Genomic DNA, 26517 nt, shown 5'->3' with positions numbered 1-26517 from the left:
TTCATTGCCGCAGCCATTACGCTATTTGCGACGATGCTGGAACGGTCCTAGCGCGCTTGCGAGATCGGCTATCAGGAAATCGCCACCACCTAATTGGCGGAGCAGCCCCAAATTGCGTGCCGTTCTGCTGCGGGCTGCCGATGGCGAACCATTGTCGGATGAAGACAGCCTGCTGCTGTTCCGCGGGCTTCACATTCTCGGAGGCGCGCGTGACCGAGAATCATACCAGCCGCTCCTCCGCCTGCTGCGCCGGCCTTTCGATGAGATCGACGATCTGCTCGGCAACGGCATCACTGAGAGCCTGGCAAAAATTGTCACTGGCGTGTTCGATGACGATGCTGAGGGCCTGTTTGCTCTGATGGTCGACCGCTCGATCGATAAGTTTATCCGCGAAGCTTTGTTCGGCGCGGCAACTTTTCTGGCATGGGAAGGCCGCATCCAACGCGAGCGGTTTCGGCAATTTCTTGTCCGATTTCATGAAGAGAGGTTGGCTGACAACGGCGATCAGGCTTGGGCGGGCTGGCTGCAGGCAATCATGCTGCTCGGGCTGCGCGATCTGGTGCCGCTCGTTGATGAGGCCTGGCGCGAAGGCCGCTTATCCGAACAATGGATCGATCGTTCGAATTCGATGACGAACTTGCCGCAGCCGAACGCGCGCCTGACAACATCGATCGCTTTACGCAAAGGTACCTCGGCTACATCGAAGATGTGCTCGTATCGCTCGATTGGACCCGTGGCAGCGAAGACGAGTTCGAAGGCGACGAAGAGCAAGACCCATGGGCTGATTTCGATTATCCCAACGAGCCGGTCAGGAATCCCTGGCGGCACGTCGGGCGTAACGATCCATGCCCTTGCGGAAGCGGCAAGAAAGCGAAGAAATGCTGCCTTGCCAACGGCGAGCCCCCGCTGTGACCTGGCCAGCCGCTGGCATTAGCGCGCGGTCATCCAGGCGCGCGCTTCGCGCTGCGCGGCGGCGATCTCTGCATCCGACATCATGGCCGCGACCTCGCGGCGCATCGCGATCGCGTCAGTGCGGCCCTTCAGCGCGGCGAGATTGAACCATTTATGGGCCGCGACCAGGTTAACGACGCCCGAACGGCCGCTCGCCCAGTAAAGGCCGCGCTCGAACAGCACGTCGGGAACCGCGGTCGCTTCCACCCGAATGGCCGTGTCGAGATCGATCTGCCCCTGAAACATTATAGGTCCCCTTGTTATCGTTGCCGCTCTCCCCCGAGTGCGGCCCCCGTCCACTATCTGCTTGCATCTCCAACGCCGTTTTCCGGTCTGTTGTTGAGGCGATCATGGCCGATCAAATTTGAAGGGCAGTTTAAGGTTCGCGATGAACGGGGTGTAAACGTGCAAACGGCGCGGCCGCGCCAGAATCGCAAAAGTGCCTGGGCACAAGCAGAAGTCGGAAATCGTGAAGACCTGTTTACCGTCCGGTTTCGCACAACGATAACCATTGCCGGCGTGTGTCGTATCTCGCTCCGTCCCTCGAGCGGACCGCTTAGCCGCTCAGGTTCCCGGCGCCGGGTTTGAGCCATCCTCGATCGACCGCGTCCTTGATGACCGCCTCTGCCGCGCGCCAGAGCGTCGGCGCGCCTTCGGCGATACGGCAGGTCAAGGCGCGCTCGCGCGCCTCGTCCACATCATAGTCGGTCCACGTACCGCCGCCGACCGCGTGGTTCAGCAGGATGGGCTGCAGACGATCGACCGACTTGGCGAACCGCGCATCCGCCGTCGCCGCGGCCTCGAACTCCTGCCACAGCGAGAAGATTTCAGCGGCCTGGTCCGCCGGCAGTAAGCCGAACAGCCGGCGGGCGGCGGCCGTCTCACGCGCCGCCTGCGTCGCGGATCCGACCGCGTCGTACAGCAGCGTATCGCCACAGTCGATTTCGACGACATCGTGGATCAGGAGCATCGAGATCACGCGGAGCAGATCGATCCGCTCCGCCGCGTGAGGCGCCAGCACGAGCGCGAAGAGCGCGATATGCCAACTATGCTCGGCGGTATTCTCGCGGCGCGAGCCGTCGGCGATGCGGCTGCCGCGAACAACGGACTTGAGCCGGTCGGCCTCGAGCAGGAAGCGCAGCCGCGAAGCGAGCGGTTCGGCAAGCTGCAGCGAATTAGGGGGCCTAACGCCCTGTTCCCAAGTCATGCTTCCAGCTTGAAGGAGCCCGCCGGCGGGCGCCACGCATAAGATATGCGCGCATGAAGCTAGACCGGGAGGCCGTCGGGCGGGCTTGTGACGAGCCGCGCCGGCGAACCGTCGGACAGCAGGATGCGTTCCCAGATCTGCACACCGGGCACGATGCGCAGTTCGGCGAGCCCGTTGGCGCCTGTCACGAAAGTCAGCGCGTGGGCTCCGTCGCGCTCACCCCAGCCAAGATCCAGCAATTGCGCTTCGGCCGATCGGATCGCCTCGCTCGCAAACCGCCACAGCGGATGGCCCAGCAACTCGCCGGCAGCGCGTCGCCACTCACGCTCGCGAGGAGCGGAAGCGGCCAGCAGCCGATGGGTGAGATCGCAGACGAGATGGACGGGGCTTGCGGAGCCTTCGACAAGACGACGAAGCGCCGCGTCGCGCGCCGGATGGATGCGGGCGGAGACGAGATCGAGCAGCCGGTTTCGCAAGGCGCCCGCCGGCTTCAGCTCACCATGCTCGATGCGGCTGACGGTCGACTGGGTTACGCCGAGCAGTTCGGCCGCATGCGCCTGCTTGATGCCGCGATGCCTGCGGACAAGCCTTAGCGTTAACGCGAGCGAGCAAGGGTCTTCTCGGCGGACCTCGACCATGCGCCAAGCATATGCCCGACCCGGCCGGGGATTCAACGAACGAGGCAGCTAGAAGCGCCGCACGGGCCCGCGATGATGCAGGTCTCTGATGGTCGGGCTGGAGATGTCGGGATTGCGAAGGATTGTGGCCCAGATGCCGGGAGGCGCGGCCATCGAAACGATCGGTTTGGGAAGCGGGTCGTTCCGGGGGAAGAATACGCCCGGAGGGAACGAGGGCGTCGGCGAACACGTCAGGACCAGATTTCGCGCCGGGCGTGGGCCCGGTGAAATTGCGGATAGTTAAGGATACCCGCACCGAACGAAGAAAACTCGTTTCTTCTGCCGGATCTTTTTGAAGTGCGATCCGACCGTTGACCTGATGTCTCGCCGACACCCTCTTTCGTCGACAGAGCCTTCAGATGTTCATCCGGGGCTCGTGTGACGTGCCGGCATCAAGCCGCCGGCAATTCTCAAAGAAGCGAAGTTACTTCTTCTTGGCGACCTTGCGGGTCTTCTTCGCAGTCTTCTTCACTGCGCTCTTCGCCTTCTTCGCCTTCTTAGCTTTCTTGGCCATGTTGCCCTCCAATGTGTGAGATGGCTTTAGTCTGCTGCGTGCATTCGGGAATCGAGATGCACTCCATTCCGAATACACCAACACGTTCAAAAAAACAGCGTCCCGCTTAAGGAAGTGTTGACACGGCGATGAGAGAGCGCGCGAAGCACCGACATCGGCGACTTCACAACACGTCCGCATCTCGATGCAAAAAGTCCCGCGACGAGGAGCGTTGGCTTTCGTGAATTTTGCAGGAATCGCCTTTACTGCAGCGCTTTTTTGAATTCACGACAACGACGTTCGATGCACGATCAATGGAATAACGACTCAGCGATGCCGCGAAAATGCCGCGTGCACGGACTCTGAGTCGCAGGGTTTGGCAACAAAAAAATTTTCATGGTCACAGCGCTGAAGTCTCGCCGACGCGCGCCAAAACGAACTTTCCGGACGAATCGCGACCGCCGATTCGGAAGCATGCGAGCGGTCGCGACGCTCACGTTTTGGATCGCGATGAGCGATCGATGCATGCGCGCACACATCGATCGCGACGTCGCCGACGTTGCCAGCATGTCCCGTTACGGGACGATTCAGATGCCGAGCTTCGTCTTCAAGAGGTCGTTGACCGCCTGCGGGTTGGCCTTGCCGCCGGACTGCTTCATCACCTGGCCGACGAACCAGCCGGCGAGCTGCGGCTTGGCTTTCGCCTGCGCGACCTTGTCCGGATTGGCGGCGATGATCTCGTCGACCACCTTCTCGATCGCGCCAAGATCGGTGACCTGCTTCATGCCGCGGCTTTCCACCAGCTCGCGCGGGTCGCCACCTTCCGTCCAGACGATCTCGAACAGTTCTTTTGCGATCTTGCCTGATATCGTGCCCTCGCCGATCAGGCCGACGATCGCAGCGAGCTGCGCGGCCGACACCGGCGAATCCCCGATGCCATGGCCTTCCTTGTTGAGACGGCCGAACAGCTCGTTGATCACCCAGTTGGCCGCGAGCTTGCCGTCGCGCGTCTTGTCGGCGATCCCTTCGAGCACGGTCTCATAGAACTCCGCGCTTTCGCGCTCGGCGACCAGCACGCCGGCATCATAGGGCGACAGGCCGAGGCTCTCGATGAAGCGCGCCTTCTTCTGGTCCGGCAATTCCGGCAGTTCCGCCTTCAGCCCATCGACATAGGCTGGCGTGAACTCGAGCGGCAGCAGGTCCGGGTCCGGGAAGTAACGATAATCGTGCGCCTCCTCCTTGGAGCGCATCGAGCGCGTTTCCCCCTTGTTGGGGTCGAACAGGCGCGTCTCCTGGTCGATCGCACCGCCCTCCTCGATGATCTCGATCTGGCGCCGCGCCTCGTACTCGATCGCCTGGCCGATAAAGTTAATCGAGTTCATGTTCTTGATTTCGCAGCGGGTGCCGAGCGGCCCACCGGGCTTACGCACGGAAACGTTCACATCTGCGCGCAGGCTCCCCTTCTCCATGTCACCATCGCAGGTGCCGAGATAGCGCAGGATCGAGCGCAGCTTGCTCACATAGGCCTTGGCCTGCTCGGAATCGCGAATATCTGGCTTCGAGACGATCTCCATCAGCGCCACGCCGCAGCGGTTGAGGTCGACAAACGTCATCGAAGGCGACTGGTCGTGCAACAATTTGCCGGCGTCCTGCTCCAGGTGCAGCCGCTCGATGCCAATGGTGGCGGTCTTGCCGCCGTCCAGTTCGACAACGACCTCCCCTTCGCCCACGATCGGCGACTTGTATTGGCTGATCTGATAGCCTTGCGGCGAGTCCGGATAGAAATAGTTCTTGCGATCGAACACCGAGCGGAGGTTGATCTCTGCGTTAAGACCAAGGCCGGTGCGCACGGCCTGCCGCACGCATTCCTCATTGATGACAGGCAGCATGCCCGGCATTGCGGCATCGACCAGCGAGACATGGCTGTTGGGCTCGCCGCCGAACTCGGTCGGGGCCCCCGAGAACAGTTTTGACTTCGAGGTGACCTGGGCGTGCACCTCCATTCCGATCACGACTTCCCAGTCGCCGGTCTGGCCTTTGATCAGTTTGCCCTGTCTGGCTGACGCGCTCATGCTTTTCCACCCCCGAGCAGCGCGGACACGATCCGCTCCCATTCGGCTTCCAGAGAATCCTTCGCGACCGGCTGACCGGCCTGCCGGTACCAGTAGCCGGCATTGCCGAGATCGCCTTCGACGCGGTGCAGATAGGCGTGCACCCAGGCGGCGTCACGCGTGCCTTCATCCTGCACGATCTTGTGCGCCCGGTCCCAATCGCCCTTGGCCGCCCACCACAGCGCCGCCAGCGGCGGTTCCAGGTTTGACGCGGGCACGGCGTCCTTGAGGCTGGCGCGGAAATCGGCCATCGCTACCACCACCTCTGCGGCGTGAAGTGACCGGCTGCCTGCTCCACCACCGCGCCGAGCGAGAACAGCGTCTCCTCGTCGAACGGACGGCCGATCAGTTGCAGGCCGAGCGGCAGGCCCTGCGCGTCCTTGCCGGCCGGCACCGCGATGCCCGGCAGGCCCGCCATGTTCACCGTCACCGTAAAAATGTCGTTGAGATACATCTCGACCGGATCGGCGCCGCCCTTTTCGCCAACGCCGAACGCTGCCGACGGCGTCGCCGGTGTCAGGATCGCGCTGATGCCCCTGGCGAAGCAGTCCTCAAAATCCTTCTTGATCAGCGTGCGGACTTTTTGCGCGCGCAGATAATAGGCATCGTAATAGCCCGCCGAGAGCACATAGGTGCCGATCATGACGCGGCGGCGAACTTCGTCGCCAAAGCCGCTCGCGCGGGTGTTCTCATACATGTCGATGATGTTGCGCCCCTCCTCACGCAGGCCATAACGCACGCCGTCGTAGCGCGCGAGGTTGGACGAGGCTTCCGCCGGCGCCACGATGTAGTAGGCCGGCAGCGCATATTTGGTGTGCGGCAGCGATACCTCGACCAGTTCGGCGCCGGCCGCCTTCAGCCACGCCGCGCCCTCGGTCCAGAGTTTTTCGATCTCCGCCGGCATGCCGTCGAGACGATACTCCTTGGGAATACCGATCTTCATGCCCTTCACGGATTTGCCGATTGCGGTCTCGTAATCGGGCACGGCGATCTCGACCGACGTCGTGTCCTTTGGATCGTGTCCGGCCATCGAGCGCATCAGGATCGCGGAATCGCGCACCGTGCGCGCGATCGGCCCGGCCTGGTCGAGCGAGGATGCGAAAGCCACGATGCCCCAGCGCGAGCAGCGGCCATAGGTCGGCTTGACGCCGACGGTCGCGGTGAACGCGGCGGGCTGGCGGATCGAGCCGCCGGTATCGGTCGCGGTCGCGCCCATGCAGAGCAGCGCCGCCACGGCGGATGCCGAACCGCCGGACGAGCCGCCCGGCACCAGCGTGGTGTTGGAACCCTCGCGCCGCCACGGGTTGACGACAGGGCCGAAGCACGAGGTCTCGTTCGACGAGCCCATCGCGAACTCGTCATTGTTGAGCTTGCCGAGCATCACAGCACCGTCGCGCCAGAGCTGCGAGGTCACGGTCGATTCATACGGCGGCACGAAATTGCCGAGGATCTTCGAGCACGCGGTGGTGCGCACGTCCTTGGTGGCGAACAGATCCTTGATGCCGAGCGGAATGCCGGCCAGCGGCCCACCCTCGCCCTTGGCGATCTTCGCATCGACCGCACGCGCCATTGCGCGGGCATGGTCCGGTGTTTCCAGCACGAAGGCATTGAGCGAGCGGGCCGCTTCCATTGCGGCGAGATGCGCATCCGTCAATTCAAGCGAGGTGAAAGACTTAGCCGCGAGGCCCTCGCGGGCCTCCGCGATCGTCAGGGATGTCAGGTCGGTCATTTATTGATCGGGCTGCAGAAGAATGGAGAAAGCGTCTTGTCGTCGGCGGGATCGTTGGACTTGGACCGGGTCCTTTCATTGGCCTCGAGCTGATCGAGGACAGCGTCCATCGCCTTGTCGGGATCGGCGGCCTTGCCCTGCCGCTCCATCGCGTCGAGATAGTTCATGTAGGCCTGATAGGCCTTTTCATCGTCGCAGAGCAGACACATCGGACTTCCGATCTCTAGACTTCATTGTTTGACGCGCCTCTTAACGCGAACCGGTACCCACTTCGCTCGAAAACGCCATCGCCGTTATTCAATGACCTTCGGCACCAGGAAGAAATGATTTTGCGTCTCCGGCGCATTCCCCACGATATCGTCGGGAATTTCGCCGTCGTTGACCACGTCGGGCCGCTTCTTCATTTTCATCGGGGTCACCGAGGTCATCGGTTCGACGCCGTCGATATTCACCTCCGAAAGCTGCTCCACGAAGGCCAGCATAGCGTTCAGCTCGCCCTGCAGGTGGGGAACCTCGGTGTCGGTGACTGCAATTCGCGCCAGATGCGCGATGCGGCGAACGGTAGCGGCATCAACGGACATTAATATAGGCCTCAAACGGAGATTTCGCACCTGCCGTATAGCAGAGGCCGCTTTTGCGCCGCAACCGGTGGGAACAGCCTGCGGCGGCTCCTTGGCGTCCTGCCCCAACAGACAAGTTTTCGTGTGCGAGGCGCCGATTACCTCGCAAAAACGCCTGACGAAACCATTTCTAGCCCATGACGTAGTCGTCCTGAAACAGACGGGGAATGTAGTCGCGGCCAGAACATCGGGAGGCCGTGTCATGTCGACCATCGAAAATGACAATGCCGGGTCGGAAAGCTGGGATCCCGCCCTATGGTCCATCGGGACCGTGCTCGGTATCGCGATCGTCTATCTCGCCTGTTTGACCTGACCGAATGGGAGCAGAGTCGTGTCCCAGGCTAAGATCCTGCAAGAAAAGGCGGAAATGTTCGAACGCCGCGCCGAAAGCGCGACCGATCCGATCTCCAGGCAGCATTACAAGGAGATGGCCGCGCATTACCGGTCGCTGGCGGCGGAACATCTCGACGTCAGACGCGACGAACCGGCGCACTAACGCGAAAAGTCCGTATTTCCGGCGGTACGACTGGCTGGTTTGGCCGGAGCGCGAGCTTGCTTCTGCGCGGCCTTATTGGCGCGCCGTACCGGCCGTCGCGGTTGCCAAAGACGGGTCTTGCGCCTCACCCCTCTCCCGATTTGAACTTGGTAGCGCCTCCGCTATCGTATGCCTCGTGTCTCGAGGTCGACGCGGGCCCTCGCTCGCCGGGTGACAACAAAAAGATGAAAAGGATACCGGGAGCGAAGCATGGATTTCGTCGAGGCCAATGGCGTCGCCCTGCGCTGCGAACTGAGTGGTGCCGGCGACCGCACGCTGGTGCTGGTTCATGAAATGGGCGGCTCGCTCGAAAGCTGGATGAAATCGCGCCGCGCTTCGCCGGATCCCGCCGTGTCCTGCGTTATGATACCCGCGGCGCCGGATTGTCGCAGAAGGTGCGTGGCGAGCTTACTCTCGATACAATGGCCGGCGACATCGCTGGCCTGCTCGATCACTTCGGCATCACCGGCAAGGTCGCGCTCGCGGGCATCGCCGTCGGCGGTGCGATCGCCCTGCATTTCGCCGCTCGATACAAGGAACGCACCAGCGCTGTCGCCGTGGGCAGCCCGGCTACGGGCATCGCCGCCGAACGGCGCGCGCCCGCCCTCGAACGCCTGCTGAAGATCGAGGCTGGCGGCATGGCCGTCGCGGTCGAAGACGCCATGCTTGGTGGCTACGGGCCGGAGCTTCGCGGCGACGTGGCGCGGTTCGAGCGCTTCCGGAGGCGATGGCTGGGCAACGATCCCTCGAGCTATGCGACGATCTGGCGAATGCTGGCCGCGGCCAAGATGGGGGACGAACTTGCCCGGCTGGCTTGTCCGGTCCTCGTGATCGGCGGCAGCCTGGATCGGGTGCGCCCGCCATCGCTGGCGCAAGACGTCGCCAAGGCTATTCCCGGCGCCCGCTACACCGAGATCCGCACCGGCCACTACATGGCGGTGCAAACTCCCGATCTGCTCGCCGAGGGCATCGACGAGTTCCTGCGATCGGTCGGTGCCTGACCGGACCCGCCGCTCAAGCTCCGAGGATCTCCAAATGCATCAGCACCCCACACAGCAGATTGCCGGCGTCTATCATCGCCGCATCGGAGACCTCGTCGTCACCGCCATCAGCGACGGCTATCTGGACGGCACGCTCGACGTGATGCGCAACGTCGACCTCGAAAAGGCGCGTCAAACCCTCAGCGACGCCTTCCGTCCGGCGCGGCGAACCAGCGTCAACACCTTCCTGATTCATTCGAAGGGACGCATCGCGATTATCGACACCGGGTCAGGCAACTATCTGCAGCCGACCGCCGGCTTCGTGCAACGCAGCCTTACGGCTGCCGGCATCGATCCGAAATCAATCGACACGGTATTACTGACTCACATGCACCCTGATCATTCCGCCGGCCTGGTCGACATGTCGAACGGCCAGCTCCTGTTTCCGAACGCCGAGCTGGTGATGCACGAGAACGAGCCGGCGCACTGGTTCGACGACGGCGCGATGGCCAAGGTCGACGAGCGATCGGCAAAACTCTATTTTCTCGCCGGCCGCGAACAGGTCGCGCCTTACAAGAGCCGGACGCGGTTGTTCAGGGAGGGTGAGGTATTCCCCGGCGTCACCGCTGTGCCGAGCCTTGGGCATACGCCGGGCCACACCGCCTATCTCATCGCCTCAGGCAACGAGCAGCTGATGATCTGGGGCGATACGGTGCATGTGCCGGAAGTGCAGACCGCGTTTCCGGAAGCCGGCATGGCCTTCGACACCGACCTCGCCGCGGCAGCAGTCGCGCGCAAACGCATGTTCGACCGCGTCGCCACCGATGGCATCCTAATCGCCGGAATGCATCTGCATTTCCCGGCATTTTCGCGCCTGGCGCGACGAGGAAATGCCTATGCGCTGTATCCCGAAGCCTGGGTCCACGCGTTGTAGGCGACAGCGGCAGTCTACCCGCCCAGTGCGCTCAATCGCGCCAGCGCCGCGTTCGCCAGCGATCGGGTCAATTCAGCCGCGGGCATCTCGCGGCCCAATCGCACCGCCTGCCCGGCCCAGAGATTGGTGAAATCGACCTTGCCGAGCTTTTCGGCCGCGGCCTTCAGCGGCCCAAGCGCGGTGGCGGCGTGCGGGAATGCCGGGGCATCCGGCGAGATCGGGCCGACCTCGCGCATGATGCGGTTGGCGACGCCGCGCGCGGGACGGCCGGTCATCACATTGGTGATGACGGTAGTATCGTCGTGCGCGGCCGCCAACGCGGCCCGCGCAGGCCCACTCACCTTGGATTCCGGGCAACGCAGATACGCGCTGCCGATCTGCGCGCCGGCCGCACCGAGCGCAAAGGCTGCCGCGATGCCGCGTCCGTCGGCGATGCCGCCGGCTGCGATGACTGGCACCTTCACCGCATCGACCATCTGCGGCACTAGCGCAAACGTGCCGGGCTGCTCGGCGATGTTGTCGGTCAGGAACATGCCGCGGTGGCCGCCGGCTTCCGCGCCCTGCGCGATGATGACGTCGGCGCCGTTCTCCTCCAGCCAGATCGCTTCCTTCACGATGGTTGCCGACGACATCACGATTGAACCCGCCGCCTTGACGCGCTTGACCAGCGCGGGCGCCGGCAGGCCGAAATGGAAGCTGACGACTTCCGGCTTCAATTCTTCGACGACGGCGCACATCGCCTCATCGAACGGCGCACGGTTGGCGGCGCTGATCGGCGCGGCCGGATCGACGCCATATTCCCTGTAATAGCCGCCGAGCCGCGCCTTCCAGCCGGCCTCGCGCGCCGGATCGGTATCGACAGGCGTGTGGCAGAAGAAGTTCATGTTGACCGGCGCAGAAACGCGCTGGCGGATGATGTTGACCTGCTCGCGCGCCTTCTCGGCCGTGATCATCGCGCAGGGCAGCGAGCCCAGCGCGCCGCCGTGCGCGGCTGCGATCACCAGCTCGGCATCCATGATGCCGGCCATCGGGGCCTGCACGATCGGAAATTCGGTCTTGAAGAGGTCGATGATCCGGCGGTCTGGCCACATGGTTTCTGCTCGCTTGAGTAACTGGAGGTCTGGATCAGGCGGCGACGGAATTGCGCCGTCCGCTCAATATCTGCTCGGCTTCCGTGACGATCCTGCCGACGATCACGGCGGCCGGCGGAATGTCATGGATCAGCCCTGCGGATTCTCCGGCAAAGACGGCGGCGACATCGAAATTGCCGGCCGCTTTCGCCGCGGCATAGTCCGCTGCAATCTGCTCCGCCCGCTGCATCAGCTCGATCTCGCGGCCGGTCCAGGTCCGCACATGGTCGTTGATCAGCGAGCGCGCGGTGAATGGCGCCGGCCACAACAGCTGTCGCGACCAGTCGAACACCACGCCGCGCACCGTCTCGCCACTGTTGGCCGCACAGATCAATTGCTTTGCCCGCTCGGCGCCGTCGGCCTCGACGCTCGCATAGAAGCGCGTGCCCATCAGCACGCCAGAGGCTCCCAGCATCAGCATCGCTGCCAAGCCGCGCCCGTCAGCAATGCCGCCAGCAGCGACGACCGGAACGCGTCCGGCCGCCACATCGACGATCGCGGGCACGATATCGAGCGTGGTGCGCGAGGCGCCGTGTCCACCCGCCTCGGTTCCCTGCGCAATCAAAACATCGGCGCCGGCATCGAGCGCCTGACGTGCCATCTCCTCGTTCTGGACCTGGCAGATCAGCAACGCATGCGCCGCCTTGATCTTTGGCGCGAATGGCGCGGGATCGCCGAACGACAGCATGATGGCGCGCGGATCGGCGCCAAGCGCGATGTCGAGAAGTTCGGGTTTCTGCGCGAGGCTCCAGGTGATGAAGCCGATGCCGAATGCCTCGCCGAGATCTTTCAGCTTCGCGGTCTCGGCTTCGAGTCGGAGGCGATCTCCATAGCCGCCGCCAAGGATGCCAAATCCGCCGGCTTCACTCACCGTCCGGGTTAGCCGGCTGCCCGAGATTGTGTCCATCGGCGCCAGCAGAACCGGATGTCGGATGCCCAGAAGTGCCGTCAAATCGGTGCTGATCGGCATGCGCTCACTCCCCTCGTCTGGACAGCGATCCTAGTCCGATCTACCATTCTATAAAAGTGAATACTAGAGAATGCTACGATCTCTAAAATGAAACGGCACGCATCATGGAATTGAGCGATCTCCAGACCTTTTCCGCCGTTGCCCGCCTTGGCGGCATCACCCGCGCCGCCGACGAGCTCAACACCGTGCAGTCCAATGTCACCCAGCGCGTCAAGGCGCTGGAAGCCCAGGTCGGCACCGCTCTGTTCGAGCGGCACAGCCGCGGCATGACGCTGACCGGCGCCGGCCGCCGCCTGCTGCCCTATGCCGAACGGATGGCGGCGCTGTCGCGCGAGGCGCTGCTCGCCGCGCGCGACGACGGCGAGCCGAAGGGACCGCTTGCAATCGGCTCGATGGAGACGACGGCGGCCGTCCGCCTGCCCTCCCTACTCGCCGAATTCCATCGCCGCTTCCCGGCGGTGCAATTGAGCCTGCGCACCTCGACAACGGCCGAGCTGGTCGCCGGCGTGCTCAATGGCACGTTCGACGGCGCGTTTGTGGCAGGCCCGATCGAGCACGCCGAACTCACTGCGACAGTCGCTTTCCGCGAAGAGCTGGTGCTGGTCACGGCGCGGCGCTGGCAAAGCCTTGCCGCTCTGCGCGCGGGCACGCCGGGTTCAGGCCCGACGGCGCTGGTGTTCCGCACCGGCTGCACCTACCGCCAGCGGCTCGAGCAGGTGTTTTCGGAATTCGGCTGGCCATCGGCCACGCGGTTCGAGCTCGGCACGCTCGACGGCATGGTCGGCTGCGTCGCCGCCGACATGGGCGTGACGATGCTGCCACGCGCCGTGGTCGGGCGTAATGACAGCGTGAGCATTCACACGCTGAGTCCGGCGCAGGCGCAGGTCGAGACGCTCTTCATCACCCGCCGCACCGCGCATCGATACAGCGCGCTACAAGGGTTTGCGTCCTGCCTGAGCGACCATGGCGAGGTTATTGCCGCCTGACATGCCAGTGGGGCGGCGCTCGGCCAGCCGCGCTTCAAGGGCGGCGTGCAGAGCACGATCAACCCGGTTGCGATCCGATAGCTCCCCTTGCCAGGGAACGGTGCGGCCTCTTCCGAGTTGCCGCACCGTGATCTGTGCCCCGGCTGAGCGTCGAGCCAGCCGGCCGTCCCTCTCGATTGCCCTGATGGAGCGATGGTGAAGGAAACCAAATTCTTTCGGAAGCAGGCCGACAAGGCCGAACGCATGGCGCGATCTGCCTCGGACGAGCAAATCGCCGGAAGTTTCCTCAACATGGCGCGGGGCTACCGCGCCCAGGCTGAGGTTTTGAAGACCGAGAAGAAAGCCAAAAAGAAGCGCCGCCAGGCCTAGCGTGACGTCCTCGCATGCGACGCTGTACCGTCATCTGTTTTGCGCGCATGGCGCGCCGGTGGTATGCGGGAATATGCCCGCCCCTATCCTCCCCCTGATCGATGCCGCCGCGCACTGGCCCGCGCGCGGCGCCCTGATCGGCATCGATCTCGGCACCAAGACCATCGGCGTCGCCGTGTCCGATCCCGACCGCAGGCTCGCGACCGGGGTCGAGACGATCCACCGCAAGGCCTTCAAGGCCGACGCCGCGCGGCTATTGGCAGTATCGGGCGAACGCCATGCCGCCGGCTTCGTGCTCGGCCTGCCCATCAACATGGACGGCAGCGAGGGACCGCGCGCGCAATCGACCCGCGCCTTCGCCCGCAACCTCGCAAACCTCACGGACCTCGCGATCGGACTGTGGGACGAACGGCTTTCGACCGCGGCCGTGGAGCGCGAACTGATCGGGATGGACGTTTCCCGTGCCCGCCGCGCTGAGGTGATCGACGAGCATGCCGCGATCTTCATCCTGCAGGGGGCGCTGGACCGGCTCAAGAAGCTGCGCGGAGAGGCTTGAGGCATGGCGGTCGTCATTGCGGCCCTGCTGCCGGTATTTTTTCTGATCGTGCTCGGCTTCATCCTGAAGCGGACGCTGATGCGGCTCGACACGCATTGGCACGGGCTGGAGCGGCTGACCTATTACGTGTTGCTCCCGGTCTTTCTGATACAGACGCTGGTCAAGGCCGATCTGAGCACGGTGCCGATTGGCGGCGTCGGGGGCGCGCTGCTGTTGTCGGCGCTCGCGGTATCGCTGCTCTGTCTTGCGCTGCGCCCACTGCTCGCGCGCGCCGCCATCGATGGCCCAGCGTTCAGCTCGATATTCCAGGGCGCGACGCGCTGGCAGACCTATGTTGGGCTCTCCGTCGCCGGCAGTCTGTTCGGCAATCTCGGGCTGGCGATCGCATCCGTCGCGATGATCGCGATCGTGCCGCTGGTCAACGTGCTCAGTGTGACTGTGCTTGCCCATTACGCCTCACCGGAGAAGCGCTCGGCCGGTTCCATTGTCCTGACGGTGGCGGGCAATCCCCTGATCTGGGCCTGCGCCGTCGGGCTGGCGCTCAACGTCACCCACATTCCGCTACCAAAACTCTGGCACGAGGTGGCGGACGCGCTCGGCCGTTCCTCCCTCGCCATCGGCCTTTTGGTGACCGGCGCGGGTCTGCAGCTCAAAGGCCTGTTCAGGCCAAGCCTCGCCGCCAGTGTCGCGGTGTTCCTCAAGCTGGTGCTGATGCCGGCGATCGCCGTCGCGCTGGCGCTGCAGTTTGGCGTAACTGCTTCCAACCTCGCCGTCGTGACGATCTGTTCAGCGGTACCCACCGCATCGAGCGCCTATGTGCTGGCACGGCAAATGGGCGGCGACGCGCCGCTGCTGGCCCAGATCATCACGCTGCAGACCATTTTGGCCGCGGTAACGATGCCGATCGCGATTGCGCTGGCGACCATGCGCTAACTGGAGCCCGCCAGCCAAAACGTCTGAATCGTCGCCGCCAGATTATTGATGCCGTGCAGAACAATGGTGAGCCACAGCGAATTGGTGCGGTAGCGGAGGTATCCCAGCAGGAGGCCGATCGAAAACACCTCGCCGAAGAAGAACCAGTCATACTGCAGATGCAGCGAGGTCCAGGCCAGTGACGACAGGAAGATGGCGCCGCCGACGCCGAGTTTTGATTCAGACCAGCCGCGATAGAGAAAGCCGCGGGCAAAAATTTCTTCCCACATCGGCGCCGCGACGCAGAACGCGATTACCAGGAGCCACAGCGCGCCATCGGCCTGCGCGGATTTCAGCACCTCGCCCATGAAACCCGACGTCACCTCGCGGCCCAGCGCCCGTGACAGCAGGTCCCAACAGCCGACCAGGATGGCGAGCGCCGCAAGGCCGATGAAGGAGTTGCGCCATGAGGTCCAGCGCAAGCCGAGATAATCGGCGAAGGATATGCGGGTCGGACGGATAGCGACCCACGTCGCCAGCAACACGGCGGGTAATCCGAGGATCACCGAGAGCGAGATGGTGAGGCCGCCACCGACGACCCGGATCGCCTCGGCGACATCGAATGATCCGCCTTGGCGCAGCACGAAATAGATGATGACCGCGAGCTGGCCGAGGAACATGGCGGCGAAGATGAACAGACCCCACAGCGCGGTGCCCCAGAATTTCCAGATGCGTGGCGGCCGCGGATCGGGAAGGACGGGTGGGACGGCAGCAGGGCTTGCGGTGGTAAGGGAGTCCATCAAAGGGTTCTCATGACTAGGGAGACTATCTCTCGTCGTCATACCCGGGCTCGACCCGGGCATCCACGTGGCCGCGGCCAGGAAGAACGTGGATGGCCGTGACAAGCCCGGCCATGACGGCTGATGTTGTGGTCAAGGCAGCACCCGCTCCAGCAGGCCGCGAATATCTTCGGGAGCGAGATCAACCGCGCCATACATGCCGGCGTGATTGCCGGCAAGCCGCGTGGCCGCGAACAGTTCGGCATGGCGGGGCGATACCGCATTGAGTGCGGCTGAGGCCGCCAGTAGCGCCAGCTTCTCGACCGCCAGCCGCGCCACGCGTTCGTTGTCCGGCCGGCGGAACGCCTTGCCGATGAAGCTGGTTGCTTCGACCGCGCCCGGCAGGCCAAGCGTCTCGCCGGTCAGCTCATGCACGATGCCGGCCGCCGCCTCCGGCTCACGCGACACCGCGCGGAGCACGTCGAGGCACATGACATTGCCCGAGCCTTCCCAGATCGCGTTCACAGGCGATTCCCGGTAATGCCGCGCCAGAATGCCCTCCTCCACATAGCCATTGCCGCCGAGGCACTCCATCGCTTCATAGAGAAAGGCGGGCGCGCTCTTGCAGATCCAGTATTTGATGGCGGGCGTCAGCAGCCGCATATAGGTGGCTTCCCTGGTATCGAAAGGCGAACGGTCGAACGAACGGCACAGCCGCATCACCAGCGCGACTGTTGCCTCGACATGCAGCGCCATGTCCGACAACACCGCCTGCATCAGCGGTTGATCGGCAAGGTGTTTTTGGAACACGCTGCGATGCCGCGCATGATGCAGCGCATGCGCAAGGCCCGAGCGCATCAGTCCGGCGGAGGCGATCGCGCAGTCCTGCCGCGTAAGCTGCACCATCTGGATGATGGTGCGGATGCCCTTGCCCTCGGCGCCGACGCGCTCGGCATAGGCGCCGTGAAACTCGACCTCGGACGAAGCATTGGACCGGTTGCCGAGCTTGTCCTTCAGCCGCTGGAACCTGATCGCGTTGACCGCGCCGTCGGGCGTGAAGCGGGGCATCAGGAAACAGCTCAGGCCCTCCTCGGCCTGCGCCAGCACCAAGAAGGCGTCGCACATTGGCGCCGACATGAACCATTTGTGGCCGGTGATCTGATAGGCATTTCCGTCGCGCTCCGCCCACGTCATGTTGGAACGCACGTCGGTGCCGCCCTGCTTCTCGGTCATTCCCATGCCGAGCGTCATGCCGCGCTTGGTCCACCACGGCGCAAAGGCCGGATCGTAGGACCGCGTTCCCAGCACGGGCATCACCCGGGCCAAGAGATCCGGCTGCTCCGCCAGCGCGGCGACCGAGGCCCGTGTCATGGTGATCGGACAAAGATGCCCGGTCTCGACCTGCGCGGCGATGTAGAATTTTGCCGCGCGTATCACTTCCGACGCGCCCCCCGCCGGCTTGCCCAGGGATGTCCAGGTCGAATTATGCACCCCGGCATGCGCGGAGTGCGCCATCAGCTCATGATAGGCCGGATGAAATTCGACCTCGTCACGGCGATGGCCCCTCGAATCGAAGGTGCGCAGTTTCGGCGTGTTCTCATTGGCGAGACGGCCCCGCTCGGCCATCGCCGCCGAGCCCCAATGTCTGCCGAATTCAGACAATTCCTCCTCAGCGGCAGCGCCGCCATTGGCAGCGACAGCGTCAACCAGCGGCCGGTCGGCCGCATAGAGATCGACATCGCAGAAGGGCGGCGACTGGTTGAAGACCTCGTGGGTCGCGAACGTTGCCTGGCTCATGTCTGATCCTGGAACAGTGAATCATTTCCGGGGCGTGATCGGGAAATCATAGGCTTGCCGGCCTGTTCCGGGCAGCGAAAAGTGCCACCATTCCTTCGAATAGTTTACAAACCCTCGCCGCGCCATCGCCAGAACCAGCCTCTCCCGCCAGCGGCGCTGGGCTGCCGTAATGGATGTCGCCGACGTATTGGCCTTGACGTCGGAGCAATCGTAGCTGGTCCCCATATCGACACTACCCTCCGGTGCGCGCAGATTCACGTTGGCGGTACAGTCGGCATAGTCCTTGTTGGGATCGAAGACGGCTGAGTTGTCGGCCTTCAGATCGACCAGCGTCAGGTCGAGTGCGGCTCCGGTGGAATGGCCGGAACGTTCGGCGATATAGCCGAGGCGAAACAGATCAGTCTTGCTGAACGACGGATTGTAGCGCTTTTGTGCCGGTGTCTCGCGGCCGTCGCGCGACCACGCCACCATGTCGGCCACCGCGCGCGCCGGCCGGTAGCAGTCGAACATCTTCAGCGACAAGTTCTGCAGCGCGAGCTCCTCCTGCACGCCCTTCAGGAGCAGGCCGACCTCGCGCTTCACCACGCATTCGGCGGCCTCATAGCCGCGGAGCGGACGGCCGACAAAATTGTTGGAGCTGGCGTAGCGGATGTCCTGGATGATTGTTGGATCGATGTCGCGGAGGTAGACGAACCCGCCGGGCAGTTTTTGCGCCTGCGCCGCGACGTCCGCTGCGCCGATGACTGCGAACATCAGGGCAAGTGCGGCGCGTCTTCCCGCACCGCTGCCAGACATCGTCAGAACCGGCAAGTTGATCCGGATTGATTGAGCGAAATCCCGCACGTTCTTCATGGCCCGATACACCCTACGCACCCTAGCGGAATCCCCCTTTCGGGAACACCAACGGGCGGCGTTTACCCTGCGCGGAAGCCCCTAGTGGATAAGTCCGGTAGGTGGATTTGCCGCTTGCCCTGCCCGGCATCTGCACCTATAGCTCTGGCTTTAATGACCCCTATCTCGAAATCGACCTTCGTCCTCGGGCACCGGCATTTGCTGGGAATCGAGGGGCTTTCCGCTTCCGACATTACCGGCCTGCTCGACCTTTCCGAGGAATATGTCGAGCTCAATCGCCAGGTGGACAAAAAGCGCACCTCCTTGCGCGGTCGCACCCAGGTGAACCTGTTTTTCGAGGCTTCGACCCGCACCCAATCCTCGTTCGAACTGGCCGGAAAGAGGCTAGGGGCCGACGTCATGAACATGTCGGTATCCTCGTCCTCGATCCGCAAGGGCGAGACGCTGATGGATACGGCTGTGACGCTGAACGCCATGCACCCTGATATCCTGGTGGTGCGGCACCACGCCTCCGGCGCGGTGGAACTGCTGGCGCGCAAGGTTGACGGTTCCGTGATCAATGCCGGCGACGGCAGCCACGAACATCCGACGCAGGCGCTCCTGGACGCGCTGACCATCCGCCGCAACAAGGGCCGGCTCGAGGGCCTTGTCATCGCGATCTGCGGCGACGTGATGCACTCGCGGGTGGCACGCTCCAATATCCTGCTGCTCAACACGATGGGCGCGCGCGTCCGCGTCGTCGCCCCCTCCACACTGCTGCCGCGCGGCATCGAGCGGATGGGCGTCGAGGTTGCGCGCGACATGCGCGAGGGCCTCAATGGTGCCGACATCGTGATGATGCTGCGACTGCAGCGTGAGCGCATGAACGGCTCCTTCGTGCCGTCGAGCCAGGAATACTTCCACTATTTCGGCCTCGACCAGAAGAAGCTCGCTTATGCAAAGCCGGATGCGCTGGTGATGCATCCGGGGCCGATGAACCGCGGCGTCGAGATCGACTCGATTGTGGCTGATGGCGCGCAGTCGCTGATCCGTGAACAGGTTGAAATGGGAGTGGCGGTGCGGATGGCGGTGCTCGAAGCGCTCGCCCGCAACCTGCCGAATGCGTAACATCATGCTGACCGAACGCCGACCGATCCTGCTGGCCAATGCCCGCGTCGTCGATCCCTCCAGGGATTTTGACGGCCCCGGCGACGTCCTGATTGCCGACGGCACGATCCGCGACAGTAAACGCGGCATCGGCGCCGCCGGCGTGCCCGAAGGCACCGACATCATCAACTGCGCGGGCAAGATCGTCGCCCCCGGGCTGATTGACATGCGCGCCTTCGTCGGCGAGCCCGGCGCCAGCCACCGCGAGACCTTTGCCTCCGCAAGCCAGGCGGCCGCGGCGGGCGGCATCACCACGATCATCTGCCAGCCGGATACCTCGCCCGTCATCGACAATTCGGCCACCGTCGACTTCGTGCTGCGCCGCGCCCGCGACACCGCCATCGTCAGCATCCACCCGATGGCGGCGCTGACCAAGGGTCTGCGCGGCGAGGAAATGACCGAGATCGGGCTGCTCAAGGCCGCCGGCGCGGTCGCCTTCACCGACGGCGAGAAGAGCGTGACTAACGCGCAGGTGATGCGCCGGGCGCTGACCTATGCCCGCGATTTCGACGCGCTGATCGTGCATCACACTGAAGACCCGGATCTCGTCGGCGAAGGCGTGATGAACGAGGGCGAATTCGCCGCCAGACTTGGACTTGCCGGCATTCCCAACGCGGCCGAAGCCGTCATCCTCGAACGCGACATGCGCCTCGTGGCGCTGACCGGCGGGCGTTATCACGCCGCGTCGCTGTCATCGATGGAGTCGCTGGAAATCCTCAAGCGCGCCCGCGAGACCGGGCTCGATGTCAGCGCCTCGGTGTCGATCAACCACGTCACGCTGAACGAAAACGACATCGGCCCCTATCGCACCTTCTTAAAACTGTCGCCGCCGCTGCGCACCGAAGAGGATCGCAAAGCGCTGGTTGCCGCCGTCGCCTCGGGTCTCGTCGATGTGATCATGTCCGATCACAATCCGCAGGATGTCGAGGTCAAGCGGCTGCCGTTCGCAGAAGCGGCCTCCGGCGCGGTCGGGCTGCAGACCATGCTGCCGGCGGCGCTGCGGCTGGTTCATAACGGCGAGATGGACTTCAAGACGCTGATCCGGGCGATGTCGACCCGGCCGGCCGAACTACTAGGCCTGGCCGGCGGCACGCTGCGGGCCGGTTCCCCGGCCGACGTCATTGTCATCGACCCCGATACGCCCTGGGTCCTCGATCCGGCCGACCTCAAATCGCAGTGCAAGAACACCCCGTTCGACGAAGCCCGCTTCTCGGGACGCGTCGTGCGTACTATCGTGGGCGGGCGCACCGTCTATGAGCACGTCTGAGTCGGAAGGACGCGCTGCCGCGGTAGGAGCACGTTGATGTCTGATGCATTCCTCATCGTCGCCTTCCTGGTCGGCTATCTCTTTGGCTCCATCCCGTTCGGCCTTGTGCTGACCAAGCTCGCCGGCACGCAGGATCTACGCTCGATCGGCTCGGGCAATATCGGCGCCACTAACGTGCTGCGCACCGGCCGCAAAGGCCTCGCCGCGGCAACGCTGATCGGCGACGCGCTCAAGGGTACGGTCGCGGTGATCATCGCGGGCTATTACGGCGGCGCCAATGCGGCGATGCTGGCGGCGCTTGGCGCGTTCCTCGGCCACCTCTTCCCGGTCTGGCTGAAATTCCAGGGCGGCAAGGGCGTCGCCACCTATATCGGCGTCTTGATCGGCCTGTTCTGGCCGGCCGCCGTGATCTTCTGCCTGATATGGCTGGCGACCGCCTTCACCTCGCGCTATTCGTCGCTGTCGGCACTGGTCGCCGCCTTCGTCACCCCGCTGTTCCTGTGGTGGTTCGGCCACCCCGCGCTGGCGTCACTGTTTGTCGTCCTGACGCTGCTGCTGTTCTGGAAGCACAGCGAGAACATCAGGCGGCTGCAGGCAGGGACCGAGGGACGGATCGGGGCGAAGTAGGCTTTATTGGCGCGCGATCGCCTGCTCGACGAACCGCGCCGCGGCGAGCACCTTGGCATCAGCGCCGTATCGCGCAATCACCTGCACACCGACGGGCAAATTGCCTTCAGCCACATACGCCGGAACGTTGACGCACGGCACGCCCATCAGCGTCCAAAGCCGGTTGTAGCGGGCATCGCCGGTAGAAGCCAAACCCTGCGGCGCCGCACCGGGAGCCGACAAGGTGAGCAGCACGTCGACCTCGTCGAACGCTGTTTCCAGCGCCTGTCTGGCACGGTGCGCGATCGCAATCGCGGCATCATAGGCAGCGGGCGTCATATCCCTAGTCTCGTCAAGCTTGGCGCGCAACAGCGGCGCCATCGCGTCGTAATTTTCGCGATACTCCCAGGCGAGCGCCTGGTGCGCCTCGAATTCCTGGATCATTGGATGCAAGCGCCACGCTTCCGCAATGATCTCGGGCACGTTCAGTTCACGCACCGAAGCGCCCGCGCGCTCGGCCACCTTCGTCGCGATCCGCAGCGCCTCTCCGCCTGACGCCTCCGAGCTACCTGCGAAATCCTGGGTCACCACGCCGATACGCGGTGTCGGAATCTCCGGCGGCAGCAGCAATTCAGGCCGGCCGGTCATCGCAGCCAATCCGCGCGCCACGTCATCGACGCCGGCCGCGAACAGACCGACCGTATCGAGCGTCCACGAGTAGCATTTGACGCCGACCGTCGGCAGCAAACGGTAGGACGGCTTGATCGCAGCGACGCCGCAGAACGAGGCCGGCCGGATCACCGACCCACCGGTCTGCGTTCCAAGCGCGAGCGGGATCATCCCGGCCGCGACCGCCGCCGCCGAACCGGATGATGACCCGCCCGGCGTATGGCCGTGATTGTGCGGGTTCAGCGTCGGCGTCGGGTCCACGGAGGCAAAAGCCGTCGTCGTGGTTTTGCCGACAATGCTCGCGCCAGACTGCTTCAGCAGCATCACCACGGCGGCATCGCCGCGCGAGCGGAATCCCCGGTAGATCGGCGATCCCATTTCGGTCGGAAACTCCGCCGTATCCATGATGTCCTTGATGCCGACCGCAATGCCGCGCAATGGCCCGGCACTCGCCACGTGCAGACGATCGGCATGGCAGACGAAGGCGCCGATGGTCTTATCCTTCGTGCGGGTCGCTTCCAGCGACTGCGCAACGGCGGCCTCTGGGGAAAGATCGCCAGCATCGATGCGGCGTTGGAGTTCGGCGAGTGAGATCATTGGGACGTACTTTCGGGCGTGCGGCGGACCAATTGACGGATCAGCAGCATTGGAGAAGGCGTTGATGGCCGGGTCAAGGCCGCCCATCCTGATTGCTTGAAACAGCTTGCTCGCAATCTCAGGTTGGGCAAAGCTGCGTTCGCATGCACGACCGCACCCACCAGACACTTCACCTCACCGACGCCGAACGGATCGACCGGCTGCGGCTGATCCGGTCCGACAATGTCGGGCCACGCACCTTCAACTCGCTGATCGCCCATTTCGGCTCTGCGCGGGCGGCGCTGGAGCGGCTGCCCGATCTGGCGCGGCGCGGCGGGGCCCAGCGTTCGGGGCGCATCTGCAGCGAGGAGGAAGCGCGCGCCGAGCTTGCCGCAAGCAAGAGGATCGGCGTCTCGCTGGTTGCGCCCGGCGAAACCGCCTATCCGCCGCGGCTGGCGGCGCTCGACGACCCGCCGCCCTTGCTCGGCGTGCGCGGCAATCCCGACACGCTGATGCGGCCGATGATCGCCATCGTCGGCTCGCGCAACGCCTCCGGCGCCGGGCTGAAATTCGCCGGCCAGCTGGCGCGCGACCTCGGCGATGCCGGCTTCGTCGTCATCTCGGGCCTGGCCCGCGGCATCGACCAGGCTGCGCATCGCACCACGATCGAAAGCGGCACGGTCGCCGTACTCGCCGGCGGCCACGACCGGATCTATCCGCCGGCGCACGAGGATCTGCTGGCGGCACTGCTCGAACGCGGCGGCGCCATCTCCGAAATGCCGCTCGGCCACGTGCCGCGCGCCCGCGACTTTCCCCGCCGCAACCGCCTGATCTCGGGCGCATCGCTCGGCGTTGTCGTGATTGAGGCCGCGCATCGCTCCGGCTCGCTGATCACGGCGCGGATGGCGGCCGAACAGGGCCGTGAAGTGTTCGCCGTACCGGGCTCGCCGCTCGATCCGCGCGCCGCCGGCACCAATGATCTGATCAAGCAGGGCGCGGCGCTGGTCACCGAGGCCAGCGACGTCATCAATGCGATTGCCCCGATCATGGAGCGGCCGATCGTGCTCGCGGCCCGCGAAGGCGATGACGAGCCGCTTGACTTCGACACCGATCCGGACCAGCGCGAGCGCATCGTTGCGCTGCTCGGACCGAGCCCTATCAGCCTCGACGATCTGATCCGGATGTCGGGGCTATCAGCCGCGCTGGTGCGCACCGTGCTGCTGGAGCTCGAACTTGCCGGCCGGCTGGAGCGCCATGGCGGCGGGCTGGTGACCCTGGTCTAAGGCACGCCCAAACAAAATATCGAAAACAACCCCATGCACAGTAGCCGTCAAGGGGGGCGCGTAGCAGACGATCTGGCTGAACCTGATCGGATCAGGCTCTAATCCTTCAGATTGCGCGCGTCGAAATTGGTCCGCGCGCCCTGGATCTCCGGCAGGTGCTCGAACGCCCATTTGCCCAGCGCCTGCACGGGCTCGGCCAGACCGCGGCCAAGATCGGTCAGCTCGTAATCGACGCGCGGCGGGATCGTCGGAAAGATCGTGCGCGTGACGAGGCCGTCGCGCTCCAGCCCCCGCAGTGTGAGCGTCAGCATCCGCTGCGAGATGCCGCCGATCTTGCGCTTGAGCTCGTTGAAGCGCTGCGGCCCGTCGATCAGCATCATGATCACGAACACGCTCCATTTGTCGCCGACCCGCGCCAGCACCGATGCCACGGCGCGGCAGTTTTCCCCGTCGTGACCGTGGGGCGGCAAGGCAGGAACATTGATGTGCTCGGGTCTCATTGCTGTGCTCGGGTGAAAAAAATGTGCGTTCTTGCGGGCTTATGCCACGGTCACTCATATAGCGCCAGTTACAAACCTATACCAAAGGGTGACCCCTCCATGAAACTCCTGCATCTCGATTCCAGCGTCCTCGGCCCCCACTCCGTCAGCCGCCAGGTTTCCGCGGCCATCGTCGAGCGGCTGCGCCAGGCCAATCCCGGGCTTGAAACCGTCTATCGCGACGTCACGGCTAAGCCGCTCGGCCACCTCACCGGCCTGCACCTCGCCGCCGGCCAAGGCGCCGCGCCCGAGCCTTCGCTGCGCGAGGACATCGCCACGGGACAGGCCGTCCTGGACGAGTTCCTCGCCGCCGACATCATCGTGATCGGCGCCCCCATGTACAACTTCACCATCCCGAGCCAGCTCAAGGCCTGGATCGATCGCATCCTGGTCGCGGGCAAGACCTTCAAATACGGCGCGGAAGGCGTCGTAGGGCTGGCCGGCGGCAAGCGGGTCATCGTCGCGATCTCGCGCGGCGGCTATTACGGCCCGGGCACGTCGGCGGCGGCCGGCGAGCACCTCGAAACCTATCTTCGCTGGGTGTTCGGTTTCATCGGCATCAACAATCCGGAATTCATTGCCGCCGATGGTATCAAGGTCGGCCCCGACCATCGCGAAAAGGCGGTGGCGGGTGCGCTGCAAGCCGCAGGCAATCTCAACGCCGCTTGATCCGAAGCATAGTAGCTGCCGTCGCAGCATTCGAATGCGACGGCAGTCCTTGCATGATCATGAAGTGCACGGTCAGAAAAGACCGCGCATGCGGCAGATGACGATGACGAGGGAGATCAGGAGGCCAATGCCGGAGAACAGCGCAGTTGAAGCGAATTGAGCGCGGTCCGAAGCCTGCAAGGCGGACGAAAGGACGCCGACCCGTTTCGGCATGATGGCAGCTCTCCAGTTCTCTCCGTCAGAAGACTCCTTTATTTTGTCCGGCAAACGGCGTCGTGGTTCAATGCGCCCTTCCGGCTCAGTGCCAATCCGCCGCAGGGCGCGCGGATTGGCCGAAAGTCAGTTTGCAGTGGGCAAGTCCTACCCCCGATAAATCGGCGCGCCGCTCGGAGAGGCGGTGGCACCGCCGTCGACGAACAGTTCCTGCCCCTGCACATGGGCGGAATCGTCTGACGCCAGGAACAGCACCGTCTTTGCCACATGGTCGGGTTCGCCGAGGCGGCCGAGCGGGGTCGATAGCGCGATGCGCTTTTCGAAGGCCTTTTCCGCTTCCGGCGTCGCGATCGCCGGCCCCCAGATCGGCGTGCGGATCGCCCCCGGGGCGACCACGTTGACGCGGATACCGCGCGGCGACAGTTCCGAAGCCATGATCCGCGCCATCGCCCGCACGCCGGCCTTGGCCGCGCCATAGGCCGAATAGCCGGGAATGCCGAGCACAGAGATGACCGAGCCGTTGAGAATGATCGAGGCGTTATCATTCAGATGCGGCAGCGCGGACTGCACGGTGAAGAACACGCCGGTAAGGTTGGTGCTGATGACCTTCTCGAAAGTCTCGACGTTGGCAGCACCGAGCGGCGTGCCGCCGGCAATGCCGGCATTGGCAAACAGGATGTCGTACTTGCCGAACTTGTCGGCCCCATTTCCGATCGCGGCTGCGGTGGCGGCGACATCGGTCGTATCCGCCGCCAGCGCGAGCGCGTTTGGGCCCAACTCCCTCGCGGCAGCGTCGAGCGTTGCCTGATTTCGCCCGGTAATCACTACCCTGGCGCCTTCGGCCACGAACAGCTTCGCGGTCGCAAGCCCGATGCCGCCGTTACCCCCTGTGATCAACGCCGTCTTGTTCGCAAGCCTCATGGCCCTCTCCGATGGTTGCATAATTAAACTAGATTGCCTA

Annotated in this window: 29 protein-coding genes and 2 pseudogenes; 14 read left to right on the top strand and 17 right to left on the bottom strand. The window is 64.3% G+C overall.

Annotated features, from left to right (window positions below; translation table 11 throughout):
• Positions 1–4: 4 nt before the first annotated feature.
• Positions 5–580 (top strand): annotated as a pseudogene (locus RX331_RS38810) (DUF1186 domain-containing protein); the annotation flags it as partial.
• 215 nt (positions 581–795) lie between these two features.
• Positions 796–912 (top strand): annotated as a pseudogene (locus RX331_RS38805) (SEC-C metal-binding domain-containing protein); the annotation flags it as partial.
• Positions 913–930: 18 nt separating this feature from the next.
• Here the strand turns inward: RX331_RS38805 and RX331_RS16780 are convergent.
• The 8 genes from RX331_RS16780 to gatC form a co-directional block, all read right to left on the bottom strand.
• A complete protein-coding gene (locus RX331_RS16780) occupies positions 931–1197 on the bottom strand; it encodes a hypothetical protein (protein ID WP_317257580.1) in 267 nt (88 codons plus the stop codon).
• A gap of 310 nt (positions 1198–1507) precedes the next feature.
• On the bottom strand, positions 1508–2194 hold the full coding sequence (locus RX331_RS16775; protein ID WP_317257579.1) for an HD domain-containing protein: 687 nt from the start codon (positions 2192–2194) through the stop codon (positions 1508–1510).
• 23 nt (positions 2195–2217) lie between these two features.
• Positions 2218–2796 carry a helix-turn-helix transcriptional regulator gene (locus RX331_RS16770; RefSeq protein WP_317257578.1) on the bottom strand — a complete coding sequence of 193 codons (579 nt, stop codon included), beginning with the start codon at positions 2794–2796 and terminating at the stop codon, positions 2218–2220.
• Positions 2797–3915: 1119 nt separating this feature from the next.
• On the bottom strand, positions 3916–5400 hold the full coding sequence (gene gatB / locus RX331_RS16765; protein WP_317257577.1) for an Asp-tRNA(Asn)/Glu-tRNA(Gln) amidotransferase subunit GatB: 1485 nt from the start codon (positions 5398–5400) through the stop codon (positions 3916–3918).
• Complete coding sequence (locus RX331_RS16760) at positions 5397–5690, bottom strand: hypothetical protein (protein ID WP_317257576.1); 294 nt, start codon at positions 5688–5690, stop codon at positions 5397–5399. Before RX331_RS16760 ends, gatB begins: the two co-directional genes overlap by 4 nt.
• A gap of 2 nt (positions 5691–5692) precedes the next feature.
• The gene (gene gatA / locus RX331_RS16755) at positions 5693–7168 is read right to left on the bottom strand and encodes an Asp-tRNA(Asn)/Glu-tRNA(Gln) amidotransferase subunit GatA (protein ID WP_317257575.1); all 1476 of its coding nucleotides are present in this window, start codon (positions 7166–7168) and stop codon (positions 5693–5695) included.
• Positions 7165–7377: a hypothetical protein gene (locus tag RX331_RS16750; protein ID WP_317257574.1), complete on the bottom strand. Its 213-nt coding sequence runs from the start codon at positions 7375–7377 to the stop codon at positions 7165–7167. The genes gatA and RX331_RS16750 overlap by 4 nt, the downstream gene beginning before the upstream one ends.
• An 84-nt stretch (positions 7378–7461) precedes the next feature.
• On the bottom strand, positions 7462–7749 hold the full coding sequence (gene gatC / locus RX331_RS16745; protein ID WP_317258154.1) for an Asp-tRNA(Asn)/Glu-tRNA(Gln) amidotransferase subunit GatC: 288 nt from the start codon (positions 7747–7749) through the stop codon (positions 7462–7464).
• Positions 7750–8119: 370 nt separating this feature from the next.
• Here gatC and RX331_RS16740 point away from each other — a divergent pair, with 370 nt between their 5' ends.
• The 3 genes from RX331_RS16740 to RX331_RS16730 all read left to right on the top strand — a co-directional run bounded on the left by RX331_RS16740 (position 8120) and on the right by RX331_RS16730 (position 10237).
• Entirely contained in the window at positions 8120–8284 is a 165-nt protein-coding gene (locus tag RX331_RS16740; RefSeq protein ID WP_283034407.1) for a hypothetical protein, read from the top strand.
• 422 nt (positions 8285–8706) lie between these two features.
• Positions 8707–9324 carry an alpha/beta hydrolase gene (locus tag RX331_RS16735; RefSeq protein ID WP_317257573.1) on the top strand — a complete coding sequence of 206 codons (618 nt, stop codon included), beginning with the start codon at positions 8707–8709 and terminating at the stop codon, positions 9322–9324.
• Positions 9325–9358: 34 nt separating this feature from the next.
• Positions 9359–10237 carry an MBL fold metallo-hydrolase gene (locus RX331_RS16730; protein WP_317257572.1) on the top strand — a complete coding sequence of 293 codons (879 nt, stop codon included), beginning with the start codon at positions 9359–9361 and terminating at the stop codon, positions 10235–10237.
• A 14-nt stretch (positions 10238–10251) separates the two neighbouring features.
• Here RX331_RS16730 and RX331_RS16725 read toward each other — a convergent pair whose 3' ends face one another.
• Together RX331_RS16725 and RX331_RS16720 are read right to left on the bottom strand one after the other, a co-directional pair.
• Positions 10252–11328 (bottom strand): nitronate monooxygenase family protein, encoded by a 1077-nt coding sequence (locus RX331_RS16725; protein ID WP_317257571.1) that lies wholly within the window; start codon positions 11326–11328, stop codon positions 10252–10254.
• 34 nt (positions 11329–11362) lie between these two features.
• A complete protein-coding gene (locus RX331_RS16720) occupies positions 11363–12337 on the bottom strand; it encodes a nitronate monooxygenase (RefSeq protein WP_317257570.1) in 975 nt (324 codons plus the stop codon).
• Positions 12338–12441: 104 nt separating this feature from the next.
• Here RX331_RS16720 and RX331_RS16715 point away from each other — a divergent pair, with 104 nt between their 5' ends.
• The 4 genes from RX331_RS16715 (at position 12442) to RX331_RS16700 (ending at position 15181) form a co-directional block, all read left to right on the top strand.
• Complete coding sequence (locus RX331_RS16715) at positions 12442–13323, top strand: LysR family transcriptional regulator (protein WP_317257569.1); 882 nt, start codon at positions 12442–12444, stop codon at positions 13321–13323.
• Between the two features lie 195 nt (positions 13324–13518).
• The gene (locus RX331_RS16710; protein ID WP_317257568.1) at positions 13519–13692 is read left to right on the top strand and encodes a hypothetical protein; all 174 of its coding nucleotides are present in this window, start codon (positions 13519–13521) and stop codon (positions 13690–13692) included.
• Between the two features lie 73 nt (positions 13693–13765).
• Positions 13766–14248 (top strand): Holliday junction resolvase RuvX, encoded by a 483-nt coding sequence (gene ruvX, locus RX331_RS16705; protein WP_317257567.1) that lies wholly within the window; start codon positions 13766–13768, stop codon positions 14246–14248.
• Positions 14249–14251: 3 nt separating this feature from the next.
• Positions 14252–15181 (top strand): AEC family transporter, encoded by a 930-nt coding sequence (locus RX331_RS16700; protein ID WP_317257566.1) that lies wholly within the window; start codon positions 14252–14254, stop codon positions 15179–15181.
• Here the strand turns inward: RX331_RS16700 and RX331_RS16695 are convergent.
• The 3 genes from RX331_RS16695 to RX331_RS16685 form a co-directional block, all read right to left on the bottom strand.
• A complete protein-coding gene (locus RX331_RS16695; RefSeq protein ID WP_317257565.1) occupies positions 15178–15960 on the bottom strand; it encodes a type II CAAX endopeptidase family protein in 783 nt (260 codons plus the stop codon). The genes RX331_RS16700 and RX331_RS16695 overlap by 4 nt on opposite strands.
• A 132-nt stretch (positions 15961–16092) precedes the next feature.
• Positions 16093–17736: an acyl-CoA dehydrogenase family protein gene (locus tag RX331_RS16690; protein ID WP_317257564.1), complete on the bottom strand. Its 1644-nt coding sequence runs from the start codon at positions 17734–17736 to the stop codon at positions 16093–16095.
• Between the two features lie 21 nt (positions 17737–17757).
• Positions 17758–18489, bottom strand: a complete 732-nt coding sequence (locus tag RX331_RS16685; protein WP_317258153.1) for a M15 family metallopeptidase — start codon at positions 18487–18489, stop codon at positions 17758–17760.
• Positions 18490–18741: 252 nt separating this feature from the next.
• Here RX331_RS16685 and RX331_RS16680 point away from each other — a divergent pair, with 252 nt between their 5' ends.
• From RX331_RS16680 to plsY, 3 genes are read left to right on the top strand one after another with little or no spacing between them, the layout of a single operon-like run.
• Entirely contained in the window at positions 18742–19695 is a 954-nt protein-coding gene (locus RX331_RS16680; protein WP_317257563.1) for an aspartate carbamoyltransferase catalytic subunit, read from the top strand.
• Between the two features lie 4 nt (positions 19696–19699).
• Entirely contained in the window at positions 19700–21001 is a 1302-nt protein-coding gene (locus RX331_RS16675; RefSeq protein WP_317258152.1) for a dihydroorotase, read from the top strand.
• A 36-nt stretch (positions 21002–21037) separates the two neighbouring features.
• The gene (gene plsY, locus RX331_RS16670; RefSeq protein ID WP_317257562.1) at positions 21038–21628 is read left to right on the top strand and encodes a glycerol-3-phosphate 1-O-acyltransferase PlsY; all 591 of its coding nucleotides are present in this window, start codon (positions 21038–21040) and stop codon (positions 21626–21628) included.
• Between the two features lie 3 nt (positions 21629–21631).
• Here plsY and RX331_RS16665 read toward each other — a convergent pair whose 3' ends face one another.
• The gene (locus RX331_RS16665; protein WP_317257561.1) at positions 21632–22873 is read right to left on the bottom strand and encodes an amidase; all 1242 of its coding nucleotides are present in this window, start codon (positions 22871–22873) and stop codon (positions 21632–21634) included.
• 143 nt (positions 22874–23016) lie between these two features.
• Between RX331_RS16665 and dprA the strand changes: the two genes are divergently transcribed.
• Positions 23017–24135: a DNA-processing protein DprA gene (dprA, locus tag RX331_RS16660; RefSeq protein ID WP_317257560.1), complete on the top strand. Its 1119-nt coding sequence runs from the start codon at positions 23017–23019 to the stop codon at positions 24133–24135.
• A gap of 98 nt (positions 24136–24233) precedes the next feature.
• Here dprA and RX331_RS16655 read toward each other — a convergent pair whose 3' ends face one another.
• Positions 24234–24635: a helix-turn-helix domain-containing protein gene (locus tag RX331_RS16655; protein WP_317257559.1), complete on the bottom strand. Its 402-nt coding sequence runs from the start codon at positions 24633–24635 to the stop codon at positions 24234–24236.
• 99 nt (positions 24636–24734) lie between these two features.
• On the opposite strand from RX331_RS16655, the gene RX331_RS16650 reads away from it, so the two are divergent.
• Complete coding sequence (locus RX331_RS16650; RefSeq protein WP_317257558.1) at positions 24735–25343, top strand: FMN-dependent NADH-azoreductase; 609 nt, start codon at positions 24735–24737, stop codon at positions 25341–25343.
• Between the two features lie 72 nt (positions 25344–25415).
• On the opposite strand, the gene RX331_RS16645 is transcribed toward RX331_RS16650, so the two are convergent.
• Entirely contained in the window at positions 25416–25556 is a 141-nt protein-coding gene (locus RX331_RS16645; protein ID WP_317257557.1) for a hypothetical protein, read from the bottom strand.
• 147 nt (positions 25557–25703) lie between these two features.
• Positions 25704–26477 carry an SDR family oxidoreductase gene (locus tag RX331_RS16640; protein WP_317257556.1) on the bottom strand — a complete coding sequence of 258 codons (774 nt, stop codon included), beginning with the start codon at positions 26475–26477 and terminating at the stop codon, positions 25704–25706.
• Positions 26478–26517: the final 40 nt, after the last annotated feature.

The sequence above is a fragment of the Bradyrhizobium sp. BWA-3-5 genome (assembly GCF_032917985.1).
In the GTDB taxonomy this organism is placed as follows: domain Bacteria; phylum Pseudomonadota; class Alphaproteobacteria; order Rhizobiales; family Xanthobacteraceae; genus Bradyrhizobium.
The sequence above is the reverse complement of the archived record's forward strand: the minus strand, read 5'-3'. Positions and strand labels throughout refer to the sequence as shown.